The sequence below is a fragment of the Halomonas sp. SCS19 genome, assembly GCF_040147015.1.
Classification (GTDB): domain Bacteria; phylum Pseudomonadota; class Gammaproteobacteria; order Pseudomonadales; family Halomonadaceae; genus Halomonas; species Halomonas litopenaei.
Map to the genome: position 1 here is coordinate 1476052 of NZ_JAMSHN010000001.1, position 19503 is coordinate 1495554.

Here is a 19503-nt window from a genome sequence, read left to right on the forward strand (position 1 = left end):
ATGCTGACGCAGGAACAAGGAGCCGCCAGACACAGGCCGACATCACCAGACATGGGGCTCCCCGTCACCTTCATTCAGTGGCTTCCATCAAACGCATGACGACGAACCTTCAGGGCTCGACCGTCCCCCAGCCCAGTTCCTTGGCCAGGGCAAAGGCATGATTGGCCGCCGGCACGCCGGCATAGATGGCCACGTGCATCAGCACCTGCCGCAGCTCCGCCTCGCTGAGGCCGATACGCTGGGCGGTCTTCAGGTGCAGGGTCAGCTCCTCGCGCCCCAGGGCGGCGAGAATGCCGGTGGTGATCATGCTGCGCTCGCGTCTCGTCAGGTCGTCGTTGGACCACAGCTCGCCCCAGGCCAGCCGTGTGATCATCTGCTGAAACGGAGTGTCCAGGCTGTTGGCATTGTGGGTGGAGCGGGCCACGTGCTCCTCGCCCAGCACCTGCTTGCGGGTCGCAAGGCCAGTGGAATAGTCGACGCCCTCCGCGCCCACGTCTCCCAGGTCCACCGCCATCACCGCCAGCAGCTTCTCGGCGAATCGGCTTGGCGCCTCTACCGAAGGCACGTGACCGACGCCTTCGAGTACCTCGAGCGGGGCGCCGTCGCACTCGGCCGCCAGGGCCTCCAGGGTGGCCGGTGGCGTCGCCAGGTCCTCGCTGCCACCGAACAGCTGCACCTTGACGCCCTTGCCGGAAAGCTTGCCGGTGAAGGTGTCTCGCCCCAGCATTTCGCAGAGCAGCGCGTAGGACTCGTCGTCACCGCGCCCCATCTGGGTACACCAGCCCGCCTTGAGGGCCGGCTCGGCGTCGAAGCAGGCGGGAGCGAACCAGCGCGGCACGATCTCGCCGGACATCGCCGCCAGGCCCTCGCGCCGCACACGCTCGGCCCTGGTGGTCCATAGCTCGCTGGTGCCGATCACCGCCCCGGTGTTGGTCAGGGCGGCGGAGAGCAGGCGCTCGCCGTGTTCGCTGATCAGCTGCTGCCCCACCACGCCACCGATGGAGGTACCGACGAAGTGGAAGCGTCCGGCGCCGGCGTGGTCGGCCAGGGCGATGGCTTCCTTCGCCAGTTCGGCCGGAGTGATCGGCCCGTCGCCCCAGGCCTGGCTGGCGCCGTGACCGGGCAGGTCCCAGGTCAACACCCGGTAGCGTGGCAGCAGCACCGGCAGGACGTCGTCCCACACCGCCTGGCTCATGCCCAGCGGATGCGCCAGCACCACCAGAGGATTGGCCTCGGCGCCGAGCAGGCGATACGCGACACTGCGTCCTTCGATATTCAGAAATGCCATGACCTCTCTCCTGTTCCTCTATACCCGTTCGATCAGGGTGGCGATGCCCTGCCCCACGCCCACACACATGGTGCACAAGGCGTAGCGCTTGCCGCTCCTGTTGAGCTCGTGTGCGGCGGTCATCAACAGGCGTGCGCCGGACATGCCGAGCGGATGGCCCAGGGCGATGGCCCCGCCGTTGGGGTTGACCCTGGGGTCATCGTCGGCGACGCCGAGGTCGCGCAGACAGGCCAGGGCCTGGGCGGCGAAGGCTTCGTTGAGCTCGATCACGTCGATCTCGTCGATCGTAACGCCGCTGCGCTCGAGCAGCCGGCGCACCGCCGGGACCGGGCCATAGCCCATGATGCGCGGCTCCACCCCGCCGGTGGCCATGCCGACGATACGCGCCATCGGCACCAGGCCATGGCGCTCCACCGCCGCCTGGCTTGCGACCAGCATGGCACAGGCGCCGTCGTTGACCCCGGAGGCGTTGCCGGCGGTGACACTGCCATTGTCCTTGAAGGGGGTCGGCAAGGTGGCCAGCTTCTCAAGGGTGGTGCCGGCGCGAGGATGCTCGTCGATGTCGAACACCAGCGGCTGCTGCTTGCGCCAGGGGATCTCGATGGGGGTGATTTCCTCGGCGAAGCGACCTTCCTGCTGGGCCTGGGCAGCCTTTTGCTGGGAGCGCACGGCAAAGGCGTCCTGATCGGCGCGGGAGATGTCGAACTGTTCGGCCACGTTCTCGGCGGTCTCGGGCATCGAGTGGGTATCGTGAAGCTTCTTCATCAGCGGGTTGACGAAGCGCCAGCCGATGGTGGTGTCCTCGATCTGCTGCCCCCGTGAAAAGGCGCCTTCCGCCTTGCCCATGACGTAAGGCGCCCGGGACATCGATTCCACCCCGCCGGCCAGGGCCAGATCCATCTCGCCGGCCTTGATCGCGCGCATGGCGGTGCCTACCGCATCCATGCCGGAGCCGCACAGACGATTCATGGTGGTACCGGGCACAGAGGTCGGCAGACCCGCCAGCAGCGCCGACATGCGCGCCACGTTGCGGTTGTCCTCGCCGGCCTGGTTGGCACAGCCCATGAACACCTCTTCGATGGCGCCTGGGTCAAGCTCTGGCGCCTGGGCCAGCACCGCCTTGAAGATGTCGGCGGCCAGGTCGTCGGGACGCACGCTTGCCAGGGTGCCACCGAAGCGCCCGATGGCGCTGCGACGGGGATGACAGAGAAAGACGTCGGTCATGTCGGACTCCTTGGTCACCCCGCGCACTGGCGCAGGGTGTGTCGGGGAAGGGGCGAAATGGAGGTCTGGTTGGGGCTGACGGGCCGGTTACTGGCCGCTGTGGGCACGATCGGTGCGCGCCTTCAGCTCACGCAGCACCTCGAGCTCATGGGCACTGGGGACCGGCGTGGTCTCGAGTTCGGCGGCGAAACGAATGTCCCAGCCGGTGGCCTCCTGGACCTGCTCACGCGTCACGCCGGGATGCAGCGAGACCACCGTCAGTTCACGATCCTCCGGGTCCGGCTTCATCACGCACAGGTCACTGATCACGCGAGTCGGCCCCTTGCCGATATTGGGTACGCCGTCGCGTCCCTTGCCGTCGCGACCAAAGCCCAGGGTGGTGATGAAGTCGACGTCACGCACGAAGGCCCGCGGCGAGTGCTTCAGGGTGATGAACACTTCACCTGCGTTGGTGGCGATCTCCGGGGCGCCGCCGCCGCCGGGCAAGCGCACCTTGGGTGCGGTGTAGTCGCCGATCAGGGTGGTGTTGAGGTTGGCGTAGCGATCGATCTGGGCGGTGCCCAGAAAGCCCACACTGACCTTGCCGCCCTGCAGCCAGTAGCGAAACATCTCCGGCACCGACACCGTGGTCAGCGCCGACTCGCACAGCTCGCCATCGCCGATCGACAGCGGCAGCACGTCCGGCCTGGTCTGCAGGGTGCCGGATTCGTAGATCAGCACCACCTCGGGGGCATGGGTCAGTCGCGCCAGGTTGGCGGCCTCGGACGGCAGGCCGATACCGACGAAACAGGTCATGCCGTTTTCCAGCGCCCGGGCGGCGGTGACCGTCATCATCTCGCTGGCGCTGTAGTCGATTGCGGTGCTCATCGGGCGTCCTCCGCGGTGTTCATGATGTTGTCGTCGATCCAGCGGGTGAAAGCGTCACGATCGCGGGCGATGGCGTCCCACTCCTTGTAGAAGCGGTTGTCACGCGGGTAGTAGCCGTGAGCGTAGGACGGCAGCGAGCCCTTTTCGGCCACGGCGATGGCGTCGATGGCCCAGCCTGGGATCACACAGGCGTTGGGGTGGGTGTCCAGGTCATCGACGATCTCCTCGACGGTGACGATGGCGCGGCTGGCTGCCAGCACCGCTTCCTTCTGCACCCCGATGATCCCCTCGACCAGCACATTGCCGGCACGGTCGGCCTTCTGGGCGTGAACGATGGAGACGTCCGGGCGCACCGAGGGCACCGCCGCCAGGCGCTCGCCGGTGAAGGGGCACTCGATGAACTTGATCTGGTCATTGACGTTGGGCAGCTCGCTGCCGACGTAGCCGCGCAGCACCGCCAGCGGCAATCCGGCGGCGCCAGCCTCGAAGGCGCAGGCCATGGCGGCGTGGCTGTGCTCGAGAATCTCGACCTTGTGGGGCCAGCCCTTTTCCACCGCATCACGCAGGCGATGGAGCGAGCCGACGCCAGGGTTGCCCCCCCAGGAAAAGATCACCTTCTTCACGCAGCCGGCACCGATCAACTGGTCGTAGATCAGGTCCGGGGTCATCCGGATCAGGGTGAGGTCGCGCCTACGCTGGCGAATGACCTCATGCCCGGCGGCGAAAGGAATCAGGTGAGTAAAGCCTTCCATGGCGACGGTGGCGCCGTCATGGACGTAGCGCCTTACCGCTTCGTCAAGACTCAGGATCTCGGCCATGTGGGTTGCCTCTGTTAACGATGAACCAATGCGGTGGACAGAACAGCCTTGTTCGCTATGTGAACGTAGGTTTGTTATACGAACAAGTTACTGCCGATCGTCAGGGCCGTCAAACGCAAAAAGGGCGGGAACGGCATACGCCGCTCCCGCCCCTTCTCGTTTTTCTACCTATCAATCAACGTGTTAGCGTTGCTCCAGCCACTCCCTGGCCTTGCTGACCTGTTGTCGACTGCTACCAATGTATAACGCCGGATCGGTGGCGGCCTTGAGCTGCTCGACACTGATATCGAGGGGCTGCCGGGGAGCCTCACTGCTCTGCTCTGCGGTGGATGGCTCGCCCGCCTCCGCCTTCAGCACTCCGTGCAAGACCTCGTGATAAGGACGCCCCTGGCGGCGCGCGGTCTCGGCAGCCTCGGCCGCCAGCGCCTTGGCCCTGTCGCTGCCGAGGTGGGGTGTCAGCAGGCGCGCCACCGGCTCGGCCATGATCGCGCCGCCGGTCAACGCCAGGTTGGCGGCCATGCGCTCAGGATGTACTTCGAGTCCCTCCAGCAGGGTTGCCGCCTGCTCCAGCGCCCCTTCCACCAGCAGCACCGATTCGCTGAGCGGTGCCCACTCGGCGTGCCACTCGCCGAGGCCCCGTTCCAGCGGCTGAGCCACGGCACCGATGATCACCGTGGTGTGGCCGTGCACCCGACGCGACGCGCCGCGAATCAGGGCGCAGCGTACCGGATTGCGCTTGTGCGGCATCGACGACGATTCGCCCATGCCAGGGGCGCTCGGCTCGCTGACTTCGCCAACCTCTGTCTGGGTCAGCAGGGCGACGTCCAGCGCCAGGCTTTCCAACGCCCCGGCGACGGCGTCCAGGGCGGTCTGCAAGGCATGGATCGGCTGGCGGTCGGTATGCCAGGGCAGTACCGGGCAGGACAGGCCAAGCTCCTCGGCCAAGGCCTGCATCAGCTCGACCCCCTGTTCCCCCCAGCCCGAGTGCACCCCCACTGCACCGCCGAACTGCACCGGCAGTCCTTCGGCGGCGATATCCCCAAGCCGGCGTCGCGCGCGCTCGAGCCCGATGCCCCACTGGGCCGCCTTGACCCCAAAGGTCATCGGCAGCGCTTGCTGCATCAGGGTACGGCCGACCATGGGCGTCTGCTCGTGGTCACGCATCAGCGCGAGAACCGCGTTGCGACAGCGCTCGAGCAGGCCATCCAGGCTCGCCAGGCGCGGCGTCAGCAGGTGCATCAGCGCCGAATCCACCACATCCTGGCTGGTCGCCCCCTGGTGCCAGCACGCCTTGAGCTCGTCCGGCAACGCCGCTCGCCCGGCCTTGACGAAGGGGATCGCCGCGTTGCCGCCGCTGGCGATACCCCGGGCGATGGCCGCGGTGTCAAAGTCATGATGCTCAAGCGCCGCCGCCATGCGCCCGGCGCTGCCCGCTGGCAGTGCGCCGACACCTTCCTGGACGCGCGCCAGGGCGAGTTCGAAGGCCAGCATCGAGGCCACCAGGTCATCGTCGCGACAGGCTTCCAGGGCACTCTGGCTCATGAATGGATGGCTCAGCAGGGCGTCGGACATGGCAAGGTTCCTCTTCTTCTGGGGAGCGAATGGGGCGTATCGACCGGGGCGAGTTCAAGGGGATAGCAGCAAGGAGGCAACGACAAGGACACGCGATGGCGACAGCGTGGCCGCTCCACCAATAGTCGCACAGGTGTTCGCACCTCGAACAAGCATGCTAGATTATCGACAACACGGGAGCAAACCGTCGCCCACAGAAGACGAATGTCTTCTTGCCGCCATGACATCGGGGGCCGTATCCGGACGCTGCCCTGCTATCATCGTCGCTCGGGCTGTACAACGCTCTCACGTCGTGGCGCTCGATCACTGCAACACTAGATCTTAGTGACACTCGAATCTGAAAAAAGGACACCTCGATGGATACGGCACCGGCCGACGCCGCCCTGAGCCCGGATGACCGCGACTTCGTCACTGCCCTCGCCAGCGGCCTCGACGTCATTCTGGCCTTCGATGAGGCCCACCCTCGGATGACCTTGAGTGAGGTGGCGACGCGCACCGGCATGAACCGTGCTCGCGCCAGACGCTTTCTGCTGACGCTGCACGCCCTGGGCTATGTGCGCAAGGACCACCGCCACTTCGAGCTGGCGCCGCGAGTGCTCAAGCTCGGCTACGCCTTCCTGTCCGCCAACAATTATCAGCACCTGATCCAGCAGGTGCTCGAGGACATCACCACAGAAAGCGGCGAATCCTCTTCTCTTGGCGTACTCGACGGCGATGAGGTCACCTATGTGGCGCGCTCGGCGTCGCGCCAGCGGCTGATGGCCATCACCCTGTCGGTGGGCACGCGGCTGCCCGCCGCCTACACCTCGATGGGGCGCATGCTGCTGGCACAGAAGACCGACGACGAACTGAATGCCTTTATCGAGCGCACCACCCTCGAGCGCTTCACCGACAAGACGATCACCGACAAGGCTGAGCTCAAGCGCGCCATCCTCCAGGCTCGCCAGCAGGGCTATGCCATCGTCGATCAGGAGCTGGATTCTGGGCTGCGTTCGTTGGCAGTACCCGCCTTCGACGCCAACGGCGAGCTGATCGGTGCGATCAATATCAGCACCAATGCCGCCAGAATCGACCACGACACCTTGCTTGAGCGCTACCTGCCGCTGCTCCAGGGCAAGGCTCGCCAGATTCGCGCCAACGTGAGCTGATCGCCCTTGTCTGAGCGCACCGGGGACAGGCGCACATGGGGAAGTATGACAATGGCAGGGAGGCCTGAATGCTAGCGATACTCTCCATCACCACACCGATCTTTCTGCTGATCGGCGTCGGCTTTCTGGCCCGTCGCTGGAACCTGGTGTCGCCGGTGCAGCTCTCCGGTGTCGCCAACTTCGTGCTGTACGCCGCGCTGCCGGCACTGATCCTCGGCGCCCTGACCCGCAACTCGCTTGGCGAGGTGATCAGCCTGCCGCTGCTGGCGGCCTACGCCCTGGGCTCCGTGGCCACCTTCGTCGCCTGCCTGTGGCTGCCGCGCAATCGCCAAAAGAAGTCCCCCACCGAGCGGGCCATCCAGGCCCTTGGCATGTCCGCCTCCAACAGCGGCTTTGTCGCCTACCCGATCGCTGCCCTGGCGCTGGGTCAGGCGGCGGCGGGCATCATCATGGTCCACACCATGATGGTCGAAATCCTGCTGGTGATTCCCGGCGCCCTGGTACTGGCCGAGGTCGGTCAGCAGCGCGACACCCGCGCCGGTGATGCCCTGCGCCAGACCCTGACCAGGCTAACCCGCAACCCGATCCTGATCTCGCTGAGCCTGGGGCTGGCACTGGCGGCACTGGGAATACGCCTGCCGGCGACGCTGGATCGCACCATCGAGCTGCTGGCCGGCGCCGCCGGGCCCGCTGCGCTGTTCGTCATCGGCGGCACCCTGTACGGCCTCAAGATCCGCGGCATGGTCAAGGACATGGGCCAGATCATGCTCGGCAAGCTGGTCCTCCACCCGATGCTGGTGCTGGGCATGCTGCTGGCCTTCCAGGCTGTCCTGGCGCCCTTGCCCCCCCTGATCTTCGCCGGCGCCATGATCTTCGCCGCCTGCCCGATGATCAGCATCTACCCGCTGATCGCCCAGCGCTTCGGCATGGAGGGCGTGGGTGCCGCCGCCCTGATGGCAAGCACGCTATCGAGCTTTGTGACTCTTAGCGTTGTCCTGTGGGCGCTATCACATACCGGCCTGATGCCGCTGCTTGGTTGACACCATTGCGGTGCCGACGAGTGACTGAGGCCTGATGCCCAACCCTGGCTGACTCGCTGGCGACCGACTGCTGGCTCACGTACCATGAAAGGCATCATTTAGCTTGCTACTTTTTTTGTCGGCGCCGAATGTCGCCGTCCCGCTTCGACCGCCAACGGCCCGCCATGTCCACACCTTCATCGACACCAGACACTACGCCCCTGACGCCGCCCCAGGCCCTCAATCGCGACCGGCCGATGAAGGGCATCGCCTTCATGCTGGCGGCGGGGCTCTTGTTCTGCATGCTCGACACCGGGGTCAAGACTCTGGCCCAGGACTATTCGCCGGTGCAGGTGGTATGGGCGCGCTACGTTGGCCATATGCTGGTGCTGACCGGCTACCTGGTCTATCTGGGACGTGGGCCGGGCATGACCATGCTCAAGACGTCATCCCTGGGCGGACAGTTCGTTCGTGGCCTGCTGCTGCTGGGGGCCAGCACCTTCGCCTACCTGGCCTTTCGCACCCTGCCGATCCTGCAGGTCTACGTCATCAACTTCAGCTCGCCGCTGCTGGTGACCCTGCTGGCGATTCCGCTGCTCAAGGAGCGGGTCGGCTGGCGCCAGTGGCTGGCGATCCTGGTGGGCTTCGGTGGGGTGGTGATCTGCGTGGGCCCGGTGGACTGGCGCGCCAACCCGGCGATACTGCTGCCCTTCGGTCTGACCGCCTGTTTCGCCCTCTACCAGCTGTCTACCCGACGCTTCGGGCGCGAGGACCATCCCCTCACTTCGCTGTTCTACGCGGGCCTTGCCGGCGCCCTGGTCAGCTCAGCGGTGGTTCCGGCCTTCTGGACCCCGGTGGCACTGGGAGATCTGCCGCTGTTCGTCTTCGTCGGCCTGATGGGCGCCGCCAGCCAGCTCACGCTGATCCTGGCCATGCGCTACGCGCCGGCCTCGCTGGTCTCGCCCTTTCTGTATCTGCAGATCGTCTGGGCGGCGCTGTTCGGCTTCCTCTTCTTCGGCGACGTGCCACGCCCGGAGACCTGGATCGGCGCGGCGCTGATCAGCGCCGCGGGAATCACCCTGGCGCTGACTCGGGGGCGCGATCGCTGAACCGGCGTCAGCCCTTTCCGATCACCCCTTCCTGATCACTGCATCCAGGGCGGCGTGGTAGCCCTGACTGCCGAGCCCGGCGATGACGCCATCGGCACGCAGCGAGACGTAGGAGTGGTGGCGGAAGCTCTCGCGCTTGTGCACGTTGGACAGGTGCACCTCGATCACCGTGCCGTCGAAGGCGTTCAGGGCATCGAGGATCGCCACCGAGGTGTGGGTATAGGCTGCAGGGTTGATGATGATGGCGACGGTGCCATCGAGACGCGCGGCATGGATGGCGTCGATCAGCTCACCTTCGTGATTGCTCTGACGACTGGCGAGCTCCCACCCCTCGAGCACGGCGTGCTCGCGCAGCGCGTTGTCGATATCGGCCAGGGTCTCGTGGCCGTAGATCTCGGGCTCGCGTGTGCCCAGCAGATTGAGGTTGGGGCCATGCAGGACCAGTACCTTGCCACTCATCAAGGATTCTCCTTCAACAGTTCATGCCGGTGGTGGGCAAAAGAGAGACGGCCTGCTCGTCGGCGGCACGCTTTCGCTCATCCTCACAGAAGTGCCTGAAGGCGTCCACGCCCAGGACCACGAACCGGCTGGCGCGAACCGGCAGCGAGTTGCGACGCTTGAACCCTCAGACATGTCGCTTCATCAGGTGTTTGCCCTGTTGCCCAGACGTGCCTCGCCCTCTTGCGATGTACCACTCGAGCGGGGCTGGGCCCCGCCGTCAATCACCCCTGTTCAGGCTCGAGCCAGGCTTTCCAGGCGTCGATGATGGCTCGGCGGTGGTCCTTGAACGCCTCGACGTCGCCGCGGGCGCTTTCCCGCGTCAGGGCGGCGCGGTGGTTGGCGCTGCGCGCGGCCAGGTAGGCGTCGCGCAGCGCCTGGGCCTCGCCGGCCTCGAGGTGGTCGGTCTCCTCCAGGGTCTCGAGGATGCGCATGTTGTCGCTGAAGCGCATCAGCTCCGGTGTCTGGTGAGACAGCGCCAGCACCGCGTACTGACACAGGAACTCGATGTCGACCATGCCGCCGGGATCGTGCTTGAGGTCGAAGGTATCGGCGGAGCCCTTCGAGCCCAGGTGGTCGCGCATCTTGTGGCGCATCTTGACCACCTCCTCGCGCAGCGCCTCGCGATCGCGCTCGCGGCCGAGGATCTCCCGGCGCACCTCTTCGAAGCCTTCGGCCAGGGTCGCGTCACCGGCCACCACCCGGGAGCGCACCAGCGCCTGGTGCTCCCAGGTCCAGGCCTGCTCGCGCTGGTACTCTGCGAAGGCCTTGAGCGGGCTGACCAGCAGACCGGAGTTGCCCGAGGGGCGCAGCCGCATGTCGACCTCGTAGAGCGAACCCGCCGGCGTCACCGCCGACAACAGGTGGATAATGCGCTGGCCCAGCCGGGTGAAGAACACGGTGTTGTCGATGACCCGCTTGCCGTCGGTCTCGCCCTGGGAGGCGCAGTCGTGCAGGAACACCAGGTCGAGATCCGAGCCGTAGCCAAGCTCGATGCCGCCAAGCTTGCCGTAACCGACGATCAGAAACTCCGGCGCTTTACCGGCGCGCTCGCCGTCCTTGCCCAGTGGATAGCCGTGCTTGCGGGTCAGGGTCTTCCAGGCCATGGCCAGCACGGCGTCGAGGATCACCTCGGCGATGTAGGTGAGGTAGTCGCTGACCTTCATCAGGTGGCGGGTGCCGGCGATGTCCGAGGCCGCCACATGCAGCACCTGGGCGTGCTTGAACACCCGCAGCGCCTCGAGCTGGGCTTCCTCGTCGTCCTCGGGAATCCGCGCCAGGGTCTGGCGCAGCTCGTCGGCCAGGCGTTCCTTGTCCGCCGGGGTGTAGAGGGTGTCCGGAGTCAGCAGCTCATCGAGCAGGATCGGGTAGCGGGCGATCTGTTCGGCGATCCAGGGACTTGCACCACACAGCTTCATCAGGTGGCCCAGGGCGTCGGGGTTCTCGCGCAACAGCGCCAGATAGGCGGTGCGCCTGAGCACCGCCTCGATCAAGGGCAGCACCCGCTCAAGCGCCGCATCCGGTGCCTCGCTCTCGGCCACCGCGTCCAGCAGCAGCGGCATCAGTGCATCGAGGCGCTCGAAGCCCACCCGCTGCATGGCCTGCACCTGGCGTGACCCGGCCAGCCCCTTGATTCGCTTGAGTGCGGTGGCGGCATCGTCGAAGCCGGCGTCCTGCAGTGTCGCCTGGGCCTCGTCATCGTCCGGCTCACCGCGCCATAGCTGGCGCCAGGTGTCGAGACTGGCGCCCTCGTCGACGCCATCTTCCTCGACCTCGTCCTCGGGGTCGCTGATGACCGCGTCGAAGTGCTTGCGCACCCGCCCACGCACTTCGTCCAGGCGCGCCATCAGCGCCGGCCAGCCCTGGGCGCCCATGGCCAGCGCCACCCGCTCGCGGTCGAGGTCGTCGTCGGGCAGCGCCTGGGTCTGGCGATCCTCGAGGGCCTGGATGGCGTGCTCCAGATCACGCAGAAAGGCGTAGTCCGGCAGCAGTTCGTCGATCACTTCCTGGGGCAGCAGGCCCAACTCCGGCAGGCGCTGCATGGCGGTCTTCAGCGAGGTTACCTGCAGCTCCGTATCGCGCCCACCGCGGATCAACTGAAACGCCTGAACGATGAACTCCACCTCGCGGATGCCGCCAGGCCCCAGCTTGATATTGCCCTGCATGCCCTTGCGACGGACCTCGCGATTGATCATCGCCTTGAGCTCGCGCAGCGACTCGATGGCGCCGAAGTCCAGGTACTTGCGGTAGACGAAGGGACGGATGCTCGACAACAGCTCATAGCCGGCGTCGATATCGCCGGCCACCGGGCGCGCCTTCAGCATGGCGTAGCGCTCCCACTCGCGGCCCTGATCCTGGTAGTAGCCGGCCAGCGACGAGAAGCTGCCGACCAGGGGCCCACCGTCACCCAGCGGGCGCAGGCGCATGTCGACGCGAAAGACGAAGCCGTCGGCGGTCACCGGGTCCAGCGCCGAGATCAGCTTCTGCCCGAGTTTGGTGAAGTACTCGACGTGGTCCAGCGACTTGCGCCCACCCTGGGTCTCGCCCTTCTCGGGGTAGGCGAAGATCAGATCGATGTCGGACGACAGGTTCAGCTCGCCGGCGCCCAGCTTGCCCATGCCGAGCACCACCAGGCGCTGTTCGCTGCCGTCCTCGCGCGGGGCAGGACGCCCCCAGCGGGTCTCGACAAAGCGCTCGAGCCAGCCAAGCGCCCCTTCCAGGCAGACCTCGGCCAGGCGCGACACCGCGGCACCGGTGGCCCAGGCGTCGACGCCCTCGGGACGGTTGATGTCGCGCCATACGATGGCCAGCATGCGCGCGGCACGAAAGCGCCGAATCGCCGCCTGCATGGCAGCTTCGTCCTCGGCGGCCTCGAGGCCCTCGTCGAGCAGCTGCCTGAGCGCCTCGGGCGTCAAGGCACGGTCCAGCTCGCCGCTGGAGTCCAGGCAACCCAGCCACTGGGGATGGCGACACAGGGTCTCGCAGGCGAACTCGGAGATCGCCAGCACCCGGGCGAGCTCGACCCGACGATGGGGCTCCAGCGCCTGATAAAGTTCGCCGGGGGGCTCATTGCCGCTCATTTCGGCGACGTTGTCTGCCTGTTCGAGCCGCGAGGCAAGGCGCTCCCAGGCGGCATCCAGGGCGCCGACAAGGGCGGTGGGGATGTCGTCTCGGGGCAAGAAATCCTGGCTCAGCTGCATGGCGGCTCTCCTTGTTCACTCGTCGCCCCCGTGCGCAGATCACGGCGGGCCTGTGCTCCTCCCCTGAGCATACTCAAGCCCGGGCGTGTGAGCACGGTCCCTTAGGCCATCGGGCAAGCCCGGGCATGTGAGCACGGTCCCTTGGGCCATCAGGCAAGCCCGGTCGTGTGAGCACGGCCGCTTATGCCATCAGGAACTTCTCCACGGCCAGCAGCCCCCAGGTCAGCCCCGCCATCGCCAGCGACAGCATCACCGCCGCCGAGCCGATGTCCTTGGCCCGACCGGACAGCACATGGCGCTCGGGGCCGATGCGATCGACCACGCTCTCGATGGCACTGTTGAGCAGTTCCACGATCAGCACCATGAAGCAGCTACCGACCAGCAGGATCCACTCCACCGGGGTGTCACCGATCCACCAGGCCAGCGGTACCAGCACCAGGCACAGCGCGAGCTCCTGACGGAAGGCAGATTCGTGACGAAAGGCGGCCCGCAGGCCCTTGAGCGAGTAACGCGTCGAGTGAATCAGGTGGCGCCAGCCGGTGTGTCCGGGCTTCATGAGGGTTCCTCGTGGCGAAAGGGGCGCTCCCGGCCCCTCAGTGGTTGGCAATCATGCGGTCGAGATCCAGGGATACCAGGTCAAGCACCCTGGCCCAGCTGATGTAAGGGGTGTTGGCGGTGCCGTTGACCAGCACGGTGAAAACGCCGAAGCGGTGGCTGGCGGTACGGAAGTAGCCGGTTACCGCGCGTACCGCCACCGGCTGATTGAGGGTGCCGGTCTTGAGCGTCACGTGGCTCTGGAAGGTCGGCGAGCCGCGCCGGATAAAGCGCATGGGGCCGTTGGTCGGGGCCTGCAGGCCGGCGTTGAACACCGGGAACAGGTCCGCCCGCCCGAACATGTACTCGAGCAGGGCGTTGCCGCCCCGGGCCGAGATCTTGTTACCGGTGGTCAGGCCGCTGCCGCTTTCCAGGGTCACCTCGCCGTGGCCGGGCACCCGGGCGACGAAGGCCTCCAGCGCCGCACCGGCCTGATCGAGTTCGACCCGCGGCCCCTCCACCAGATCCAGCGCCAGCACATCGGCCATGTAGTTGTTGGAGTAGTTGAGCATGCGCAGCAGGATCTCCTGCAGCGGCTTGCCGTCCACCGCTGCCAGGCGACGGGCGCCGCCGGGGGGCGCCTCGCTGCTGGTGGCCACACCGCCTTCGACGAGGATGCCGGAGCGCGCCAGCATGGCGTTGAGGGTCGCCGCCGTCTGGGCCGCCGGGTCGGCGCTGGCACGGTAGACCTCGCGCGGCAGGGCGTTGGACGAGATCTGGCCGCTGACCGTCAGGGTCTCGCCTTCGGCGCCATTGACCCGGGTCGCCTGCAGGCTGGTGCCGGCGTTGGCGCCCTGGGTGGTGACCCTGTTGTTGACCGCGAACAGCGGCGCCTGGCTGTTGCAGCCGGTGATACGCGCCGGGCCGCCGACGGCACCAGGCGCCACCTGCACGCACCAGCTACCGTAGTTGACCCCGGCCGAGGTCAGCAGCGCGCTGTAGGCGTTGTCGGAGCGCTCGCGGGCGGTGCAGCGATCGATGGTCCGGCAGGTCACCGGGCCGAAGCGCCATTGACTGACCACCAGCCGTCCGGTCACCCGGCGCACCCCGGCCTGGTGCAGACGCTGGGCCAGGCGCCACAGGTCCTCGCTGGTCAGGCTGGGATCGCCTCCCCCCACCATAACCAGATCGCCGGTCAGGGTACCGTCGCTTCCCGGGCGCGCGGTGCTGACAAGCTCGGTGGTGAAACGATGCTGCGGGCCCCAGGCATCCAGCGCCGCTGCCGCGGTGTAGACCTTGGTCACCGAGGCCGGGGTAAGCTGGCGCTCCGGGGTCAGGCTGCCGAGGGTCTCGCCAGGCGCGTCACCGGTGCCGAGCAGACGTGCCTCGGCACTGATCAGAAAGCCCTGCTTGGATAATTCGGCCAGATTGCCGAAGCCGGCGGCCTGCGCCGAGGCGGCGGACAACAGCGTGAGGCACAACGCCACCAGGGCGGAAACGAGGAGAACGGGCCAGGCGAATGGCGAGCGAGGCGACATGAAGACTTCCCTGCGATGAACGGGCGTTGCGCCCATGTGGCGCAACGAGGGCCGAGTCTACCGCCTGGCGTCCAAGGATTCGACTATAGCTTGATGACATGACCACGCACGCTCTCTACGCCACCGGGCCGGCGGCGGATCGGTGACGATTCTCACAATCCTCGGAGAACCACCCGCCTAATTCGACCGACGTCACCCGACGCACGACCGCGCGTATCGACGAGCAGAAACAGCGCCAGCCAAGCACAGCCTGCAGTGGCTAAGCCAGGAAAATACCAGCATGCTGAGAAGCGACTTGCATTCGTGGAGAAAGGCCATGCGCGGGATCCTGTACGTACTGATCCTTGGCACCATGCTTGGCAACGTCGTACTCGACAGCAGCGCACGTGCCCAGGAGGCGCCGAGCGTCGAGGGCACCCAGACGATCGCGGTCTCAGAGCGCACCGAGGATGCCGATATCGAACGTCGATTGACCGGCATTCTGGCCTCGGCCGGCTGGTATCGTAGTCTCGCCGTCGAGGTCAAGGAAGGCATCGTCTACCTGGACGGTGCGACGGCCTCGGGGAACCACCGCGACTGGGCCGGTTCCCTGGCCGCCAAGACCGAGGGCGTTGTCGCCGTCGTCAATCGCATCGAGGTGCAGCCCGAATTCACGCTGTCGCTGACGCCGGTCATCGACGAACTTGGGCGCTTTGGCCGCGAGGCGTTGACCTATGTACCGCTGGCCTTGCTGGCGTTGCTGGTGCTGCCGCTGGCCTGGCTGCTTGCACGCCTGGTCTCGGCGCTGGCCAGGCGTCTGTTGCGCAAGCGTGTCGCCTCGCCCTTTCTACGCCAGGTGCTGGCCCGTGCCATCGCCCTTCCTGTGTTGCTGCTCGGCATCTATCTCATCCTGCAGGTCGCCGGGTTGACCGGCCTGGCGTTCTCCGTGGTCGGCGGCGCCGGCATGATCGGCATTGTCGTATCCTTTGCCTTTCGCGACATCGCCGAGAACTTCCTGGCCACGCTGATCATGTCGATACGCCAGCCCTTTCGTCGCGGCGACTGGATCACCGTCGCAGAGCACAGCGGAATCGTGCAAAGCATGAACGCCCGCTCGACGGTGCTGCTGTCTGCCGAGGGCAATCATATTCAGATTCCCAATGCCACGATCTTCAAGACGATCGTCATCAACTACTCCACCTCACCAGGCCTCAGGACCAGCGTCGATATCGGCATCGGCTACGATGACTCTGTCACCCATGCCCAGACGCTGATCCATCAGGTTCTGACCGCGCACGAAGCGATCATCGCGCACCCCGAACCCATGGTACTGGTCGATGCCCTTGGCGCATCCACGGTCAATCTCAAGGCCTACTTCTGGTTTGACGGCCAGACCATCGCCGGCGTCAAGCTGCGCTCGGCAGTACTGCGCCAGATCAAGAACACCTTGACCGAAGCCGGTATCTCGATGCCGGACGAGGCCCGGGAAATCATCTTTCCCCAGGGGGTACCCGTCGTTTCCCCATCAGATGTCTCCGCCGTCGAGCCGCCTCAGGGAGTCGCGACACCGGCCACGACAGCACAGAGCAACGTCGTCCCGGCCAGCGACAATGCCGACGTCACCAGTGCCGAAGGCGGCCTCGAGACCGAACGCCGGGCCATCGAGCAGTCCATCGGCACTACGACGCCGCCGGAAGGCCGCACCGACCTGCTGGGCGGCAACGACTCAACCCGGTCACACGACGAACCACCTCATCAGTGAGAGGACACCGAGGAAAACAGCTGAATGACAGCGACACCCCCCACGATCATGGCCAATCCGATCACCGCGGGAAGGTCTGGCTTCTCGCCGTAGACCACAATACCCACCAGGGTCACCAGCACGATGCCAAGCCCCGCCCAGAAGGCGTAGGCGATGCCTACCGGCACGCTGCGCAGCACCAGTGACAACAGATAGAAGGCCGCCAGGTAGCCGACCACCACCACCACGCTTGGCCACAGCCGGGTGAACTCGTTGGAGGCCTTGAGCGCCGAGGTGGCGATGACCTCGGCCACGATGGCGAGCGCCAGGTACAAGTAGCTCATCCGTTTGCTCCGTGGAGTCGACGTTCGACGAGGCGGTCGAACAGGGAATTGAAGACCATGGCATAGACCAGAAAGAACAGCATGAAGCCGGCGTCGAGCCAGAATGCCTCGACCAGGCCGATCTCCATCCACCAGGCCACCGCCGGCAGGGTCATGATCAGAAGCCCGGTCTCGAAGCCCATGGCCTGGGCGAAACGCTGGGACAGGGTGCGCCGACGGGTCGGCAGCCAGCGATCGAACAGCCAGTTCCAGACCAGGTTCCAGAGCATGGCGGCGGTGGCCAGCCCCGCCGCCAGCGCGCCCATCTCACCCAGACCGTGGCCTGTCAGCACGCTGGCCAACGGGGTGACGATCACCAGCCCGCCGAGTTCAAACGACACCATATGGACCAGGCGTTCCTTGAGCGACCGCATTTCACTACTCCCGCCGACGGCATGATGACTATCGATGGATCGCTATTCTAGTGACTTGGACGATGGTTGCCAGGTAGCTACTATCAGGTTTTACGATAGGTGAGACCCACCCCATGCACTGGACTCTGGATCAGCTGCGCCTGTTCATTGCCTGCGCCGAGCGCGGCTCCTTCTCCGCCGCGGCGCGCCACCTTGGCCGCGCCCAGTCGGCAGTGAGCACCGCCATCGCCCATCTCGAGCTCGATCTGGCCTGCGAGTTGTTCGACCGCAGTTCGCGCTCGCCAACCCTGACCCCGGCGGGTCAGGCGCTACTGCCGGAAGCCAGGGCGGTGCTGGCCCAGTGCGAGCGCCTGAATGCGCGAGCCGCGACCCTGTCCCAGGGCGAGGAGGCCCAGCTGGTGGTGGCCATCCACGAGGCGCTGGTCGAGATGCCGCCGGTGGATGCCACCCTGGAGGCACTGGCGCAACACTACCCGGCGCTGTCGCTGACCCTGCTCTACGGCGCCCAGGGCGACGTCGCCGACTGGGTCGAACAGGGCACCGCCCATCTCGGCATCCTGTTGAGCCAGGCCCACACCGCCGGCCCGCTGGAGGGTCAGCGTATCGCCCACCTGCGCCAGCGCTGGGTGGCGGGTAGCGACCACCCCCTGGCCAGCGTCCACTCGGTGACCCCTAGCGAACTGGCCCATCATCGCCAGCTGATGATCGCCTCGCGCCAGCCAGACCGTCAGGCCGAACAACCGTTGAGCCCCCAGCACTGGCGACTCAACAGCTTCTACTCCATGGCCGAGTTGACCGCCCGCGGGCTTGGCTGGTCGCTGGTACCGGAGCACATCGCGCACTATCCACCCTTCCGGCGCCAACTGGTCGAGCTGACCGGACCGGGACTCGGCGAGCCCCCCACCATCGAGGTGGAGACCGTGGCCCGCCGCGACGCCGCCCGTGGCCCCATCGCCAGCTGGCTCGCCCGGACCCTGGGCGAAAGCTTCCGCGCGCTAGAGCACAATTCGTCCCGGTGAGCCATGTGCCGTGCCCCCCCCCTGGTAGAGTGCCGGCCTGGGAGTCGGCGAGTGGCCGCTTACATGCCGGGCATCAGCCCCGGGCGATGGTCAAGGTTGACGACCAGGTGCCACAGCGGCTGGTGGTGCTCATGGTACTTGCGCTCGAAGTGGGTGAGCGGGTCATCGCCGGGGTCGAAGGGCCCCAGCGGTGTGGTGACGCCGGTGGCCCGGGACACGGCGATGGCGAACTCCTCGATGTACAGACGCCAGTTGGAGCGCACCTCGAGACGTCCGCCCAGGCCGACGATGGCGGGAAATACCGGATGCCCGTGCCAGCGCAGCTTGAGCTGCACCGACTTGGGATAGGGGTTGGGGTACAGCAGGTAGTGGCGCTCCGGTCGCCAGCCTTCGGCCAGCGCCAGCCGCCAGAAGTCGACCAGGTCGGCGCGCACCAGCAGGGCGTTGTCCGGCAGCCGGCCGTGGTCCCGCGACAGTCGATCGGCGCTGCGATCGACGCCGATCACGCAGTGCTCGGGAAACCGCTCGGCCAGCTTGCGGGTCGACAGCCCGACCCCGCAGCAGGCGTCGAGAATAAGCCCTCGCTCACCCTGAGCCCTGCGCCAGGTCTCGGCCTCGGCGAAGGCTTCACGGGTGTGCTCGGCCAGCGGCTTGCGCCAGACATGGGACAGACCGCGACTGACCCGACGCGGCAGGTCCTCGTGGGGGCCGGTCTGGTTCGAGGTGACGATGCGGGGGGCGTCGGACATGGGCGATCTCGGGCAGTGGAAACGGCGAGGCGAAGACCTGGTCTTGCCCTGGCGTGCAGTGTATCAAGTGCCTCACGCGTAAGCAGGGGCTTACACCGCAGGACTCGTCCCGCCTTCACCATCCACGTTGTCGAGCGAGACCAGGCGCGAGCCCCGGCGCCAAGCCTTTCTCCCCCTTGGCTTCACCGAAACGCGCATGACTGAGGCAAGACCAAGTGCTAACATCGCTGGCCTGAATCCCTCTCCCATGGCAATATCGAACGGCGTTTTGCTTGGGGCGCACGCGGCATCGCGCGAGGCACGACTCCTCGCCGCCAGAATGGTGAGGTTCAGGCTCCTCTCGACCGACGCTTGCAGGCGATCGTCACGCTATCGCTGCAAGGCAACACGAGAGTCGAGCCGTCTTTACCTCGTTCACGGACAGCCAGGCTGTCCGGGGCTGT

The 19503-nt window shown here is 66.5% G+C and carries 17 protein-coding genes; 5 read left to right on the plus strand and 12 right to left on the minus strand.

From position 1 onward, the window contains the following. Positions 1 to 109: 109 nt before the first annotated feature. The 5 genes from NFH97_RS06265 to NFH97_RS06285 all read right to left on the minus strand — a co-directional run bounded on the left by NFH97_RS06265 (position 110) and on the right by NFH97_RS06285 (position 5769). A complete protein-coding gene (locus NFH97_RS06265) occupies positions 110 to 1288 on the minus strand; it encodes an alpha/beta fold hydrolase (protein WP_349624552.1) in 1179 nt (392 codons plus the stop codon). 18 nt (positions 1289 to 1306) lie between these two features. Next, positions 1307 to 2512, minus strand: a complete 1206-nt coding sequence (gene pcaF / locus NFH97_RS06270) for a 3-oxoadipyl-CoA thiolase (protein WP_349624553.1) — start codon at positions 2510 to 2512, stop codon at positions 1307 to 1309. 87 nt (positions 2513 to 2599) lie between these two features. Next, the gene (locus NFH97_RS06275; protein WP_108131169.1) at positions 2600 to 3379 is read right to left on the minus strand and encodes a CoA-transferase subunit beta; all 780 of its coding nucleotides are present in this window, start codon (positions 3377 to 3379) and stop codon (positions 2600 to 2602) included. Next, positions 3376 to 4197 (minus strand): CoA transferase subunit A, encoded by an 822-nt coding sequence (locus tag NFH97_RS06280; RefSeq protein ID WP_108131168.1) that lies wholly within the window; start codon positions 4195 to 4197, stop codon positions 3376 to 3378. Before NFH97_RS06280 ends, NFH97_RS06275 begins: the two co-directional genes overlap by 4 nt. A 183-nt stretch (positions 4198 to 4380) precedes the next feature. Then, positions 4381 to 5769 (minus strand): class-II fumarase/aspartase family protein, encoded by a 1389-nt coding sequence (locus tag NFH97_RS06285; RefSeq protein WP_349624554.1) that lies wholly within the window; start codon positions 5767 to 5769, stop codon positions 4381 to 4383. A 356-nt stretch (positions 5770 to 6125) separates the two neighbouring features. Here NFH97_RS06285 and NFH97_RS06290 point away from each other — a divergent pair, with 356 nt between their 5' ends. From NFH97_RS06290 to NFH97_RS06300, 3 genes are all read left to right on the plus strand, one after another. After that, positions 6126 to 6917: an IclR family transcriptional regulator domain-containing protein gene (locus NFH97_RS06290; RefSeq protein WP_349624555.1), complete on the plus strand. Its 792-nt coding sequence runs from the start codon at positions 6126 to 6128 to the stop codon at positions 6915 to 6917. 68 nt (positions 6918 to 6985) lie between these two features. Beyond that, entirely contained in the window at positions 6986 to 7957 is a 972-nt protein-coding gene (locus NFH97_RS06295; RefSeq protein ID WP_349624556.1) for an AEC family transporter, read from the plus strand. Positions 7958 to 8121: 164 nt separating this feature from the next. Further along, on the plus strand, positions 8122 to 9045 hold the full coding sequence (locus tag NFH97_RS06300; RefSeq protein WP_349624557.1) for a DMT family transporter: 924 nt from the start codon (positions 8122 to 8124) through the stop codon (positions 9043 to 9045). A gap of 21 nt (positions 9046 to 9066) precedes the next feature. On the opposite strand, the gene aroQ is transcribed toward NFH97_RS06300, so the two are convergent. The 4 genes from aroQ to dacB form a co-directional block, all read right to left on the minus strand. Next, on the minus strand, positions 9067 to 9507 hold the full coding sequence (aroQ, locus tag NFH97_RS06305; RefSeq protein ID WP_108131164.1) for a type II 3-dehydroquinate dehydratase: 441 nt from the start codon (positions 9505 to 9507) through the stop codon (positions 9067 to 9069). A gap of 260 nt (positions 9508 to 9767) precedes the next feature. Beyond that, positions 9768 to 12743 (minus strand): bifunctional [glutamate--ammonia ligase]-adenylyl-L-tyrosine phosphorylase/[glutamate--ammonia-ligase] adenylyltransferase, encoded by a 2976-nt coding sequence (gene glnE, locus NFH97_RS06310; RefSeq protein ID WP_349624558.1) that lies wholly within the window; start codon positions 12741 to 12743, stop codon positions 9768 to 9770. 181 nt (positions 12744 to 12924) lie between these two features. Beyond that, on the minus strand, positions 12925 to 13299 hold the full coding sequence (locus NFH97_RS06315) for a diacylglycerol kinase (protein ID WP_045991417.1): 375 nt from the start codon (positions 13297 to 13299) through the stop codon (positions 12925 to 12927). A gap of 37 nt (positions 13300 to 13336) precedes the next feature. Beyond that, positions 13337 to 14815: a D-alanyl-D-alanine carboxypeptidase/D-alanyl-D-alanine endopeptidase gene (dacB, locus tag NFH97_RS06320; protein WP_349624559.1), complete on the minus strand. Its 1479-nt coding sequence runs from the start codon at positions 14813 to 14815 to the stop codon at positions 13337 to 13339. A gap of 316 nt (positions 14816 to 15131) precedes the next feature. Between dacB and NFH97_RS06325 the strand changes: the two genes are divergently transcribed. After that, the gene (locus NFH97_RS06325; protein ID WP_349624560.1) at positions 15132 to 16556 is read left to right on the plus strand and encodes a mechanosensitive ion channel domain-containing protein; all 1425 of its coding nucleotides are present in this window, start codon (positions 15132 to 15134) and stop codon (positions 16554 to 16556) included. Here NFH97_RS06325 and NFH97_RS06330 read toward each other — a convergent pair. Together NFH97_RS06330 and NFH97_RS06335 are read right to left on the minus strand one after the other, a co-directional pair. Next, positions 16550 to 16879, minus strand: a complete 330-nt coding sequence (locus NFH97_RS06330) for a DMT family transporter (RefSeq protein ID WP_045991415.1) — start codon at positions 16877 to 16879, stop codon at positions 16550 to 16552. The two genes, NFH97_RS06325 and NFH97_RS06330, sit on opposite strands and share 7 nt — an antisense overlap. Next, positions 16876 to 17292 carry a PACE efflux transporter gene (locus NFH97_RS06335; protein WP_108131159.1) on the minus strand — a complete coding sequence of 139 codons (417 nt, stop codon included), beginning with the start codon at positions 17290 to 17292 and terminating at the stop codon, positions 16876 to 16878. The genes NFH97_RS06330 and NFH97_RS06335 overlap by 4 nt, the downstream gene beginning before the upstream one ends. 113 nt (positions 17293 to 17405) lie before the next feature. Between NFH97_RS06335 and NFH97_RS06340 the strand changes: the two genes are divergently transcribed. Next, positions 17406 to 18311 (plus strand): LysR family transcriptional regulator, encoded by a 906-nt coding sequence (locus NFH97_RS06340; RefSeq protein ID WP_108131158.1) that lies wholly within the window; start codon positions 17406 to 17408, stop codon positions 18309 to 18311. Positions 18312 to 18370: 59 nt separating this feature from the next. Here NFH97_RS06340 and trmB read toward each other — a convergent pair whose 3' ends face one another. Then, positions 18371 to 19060, minus strand: coding sequence for a tRNA (guanine(46)-N(7))-methyltransferase TrmB (gene trmB / locus NFH97_RS06345; protein ID WP_045991412.1), 690 nt, complete (start codon positions 19058 to 19060; stop codon positions 18371 to 18373). Positions 19061 to 19503 lie beyond the last annotated feature (443 nt).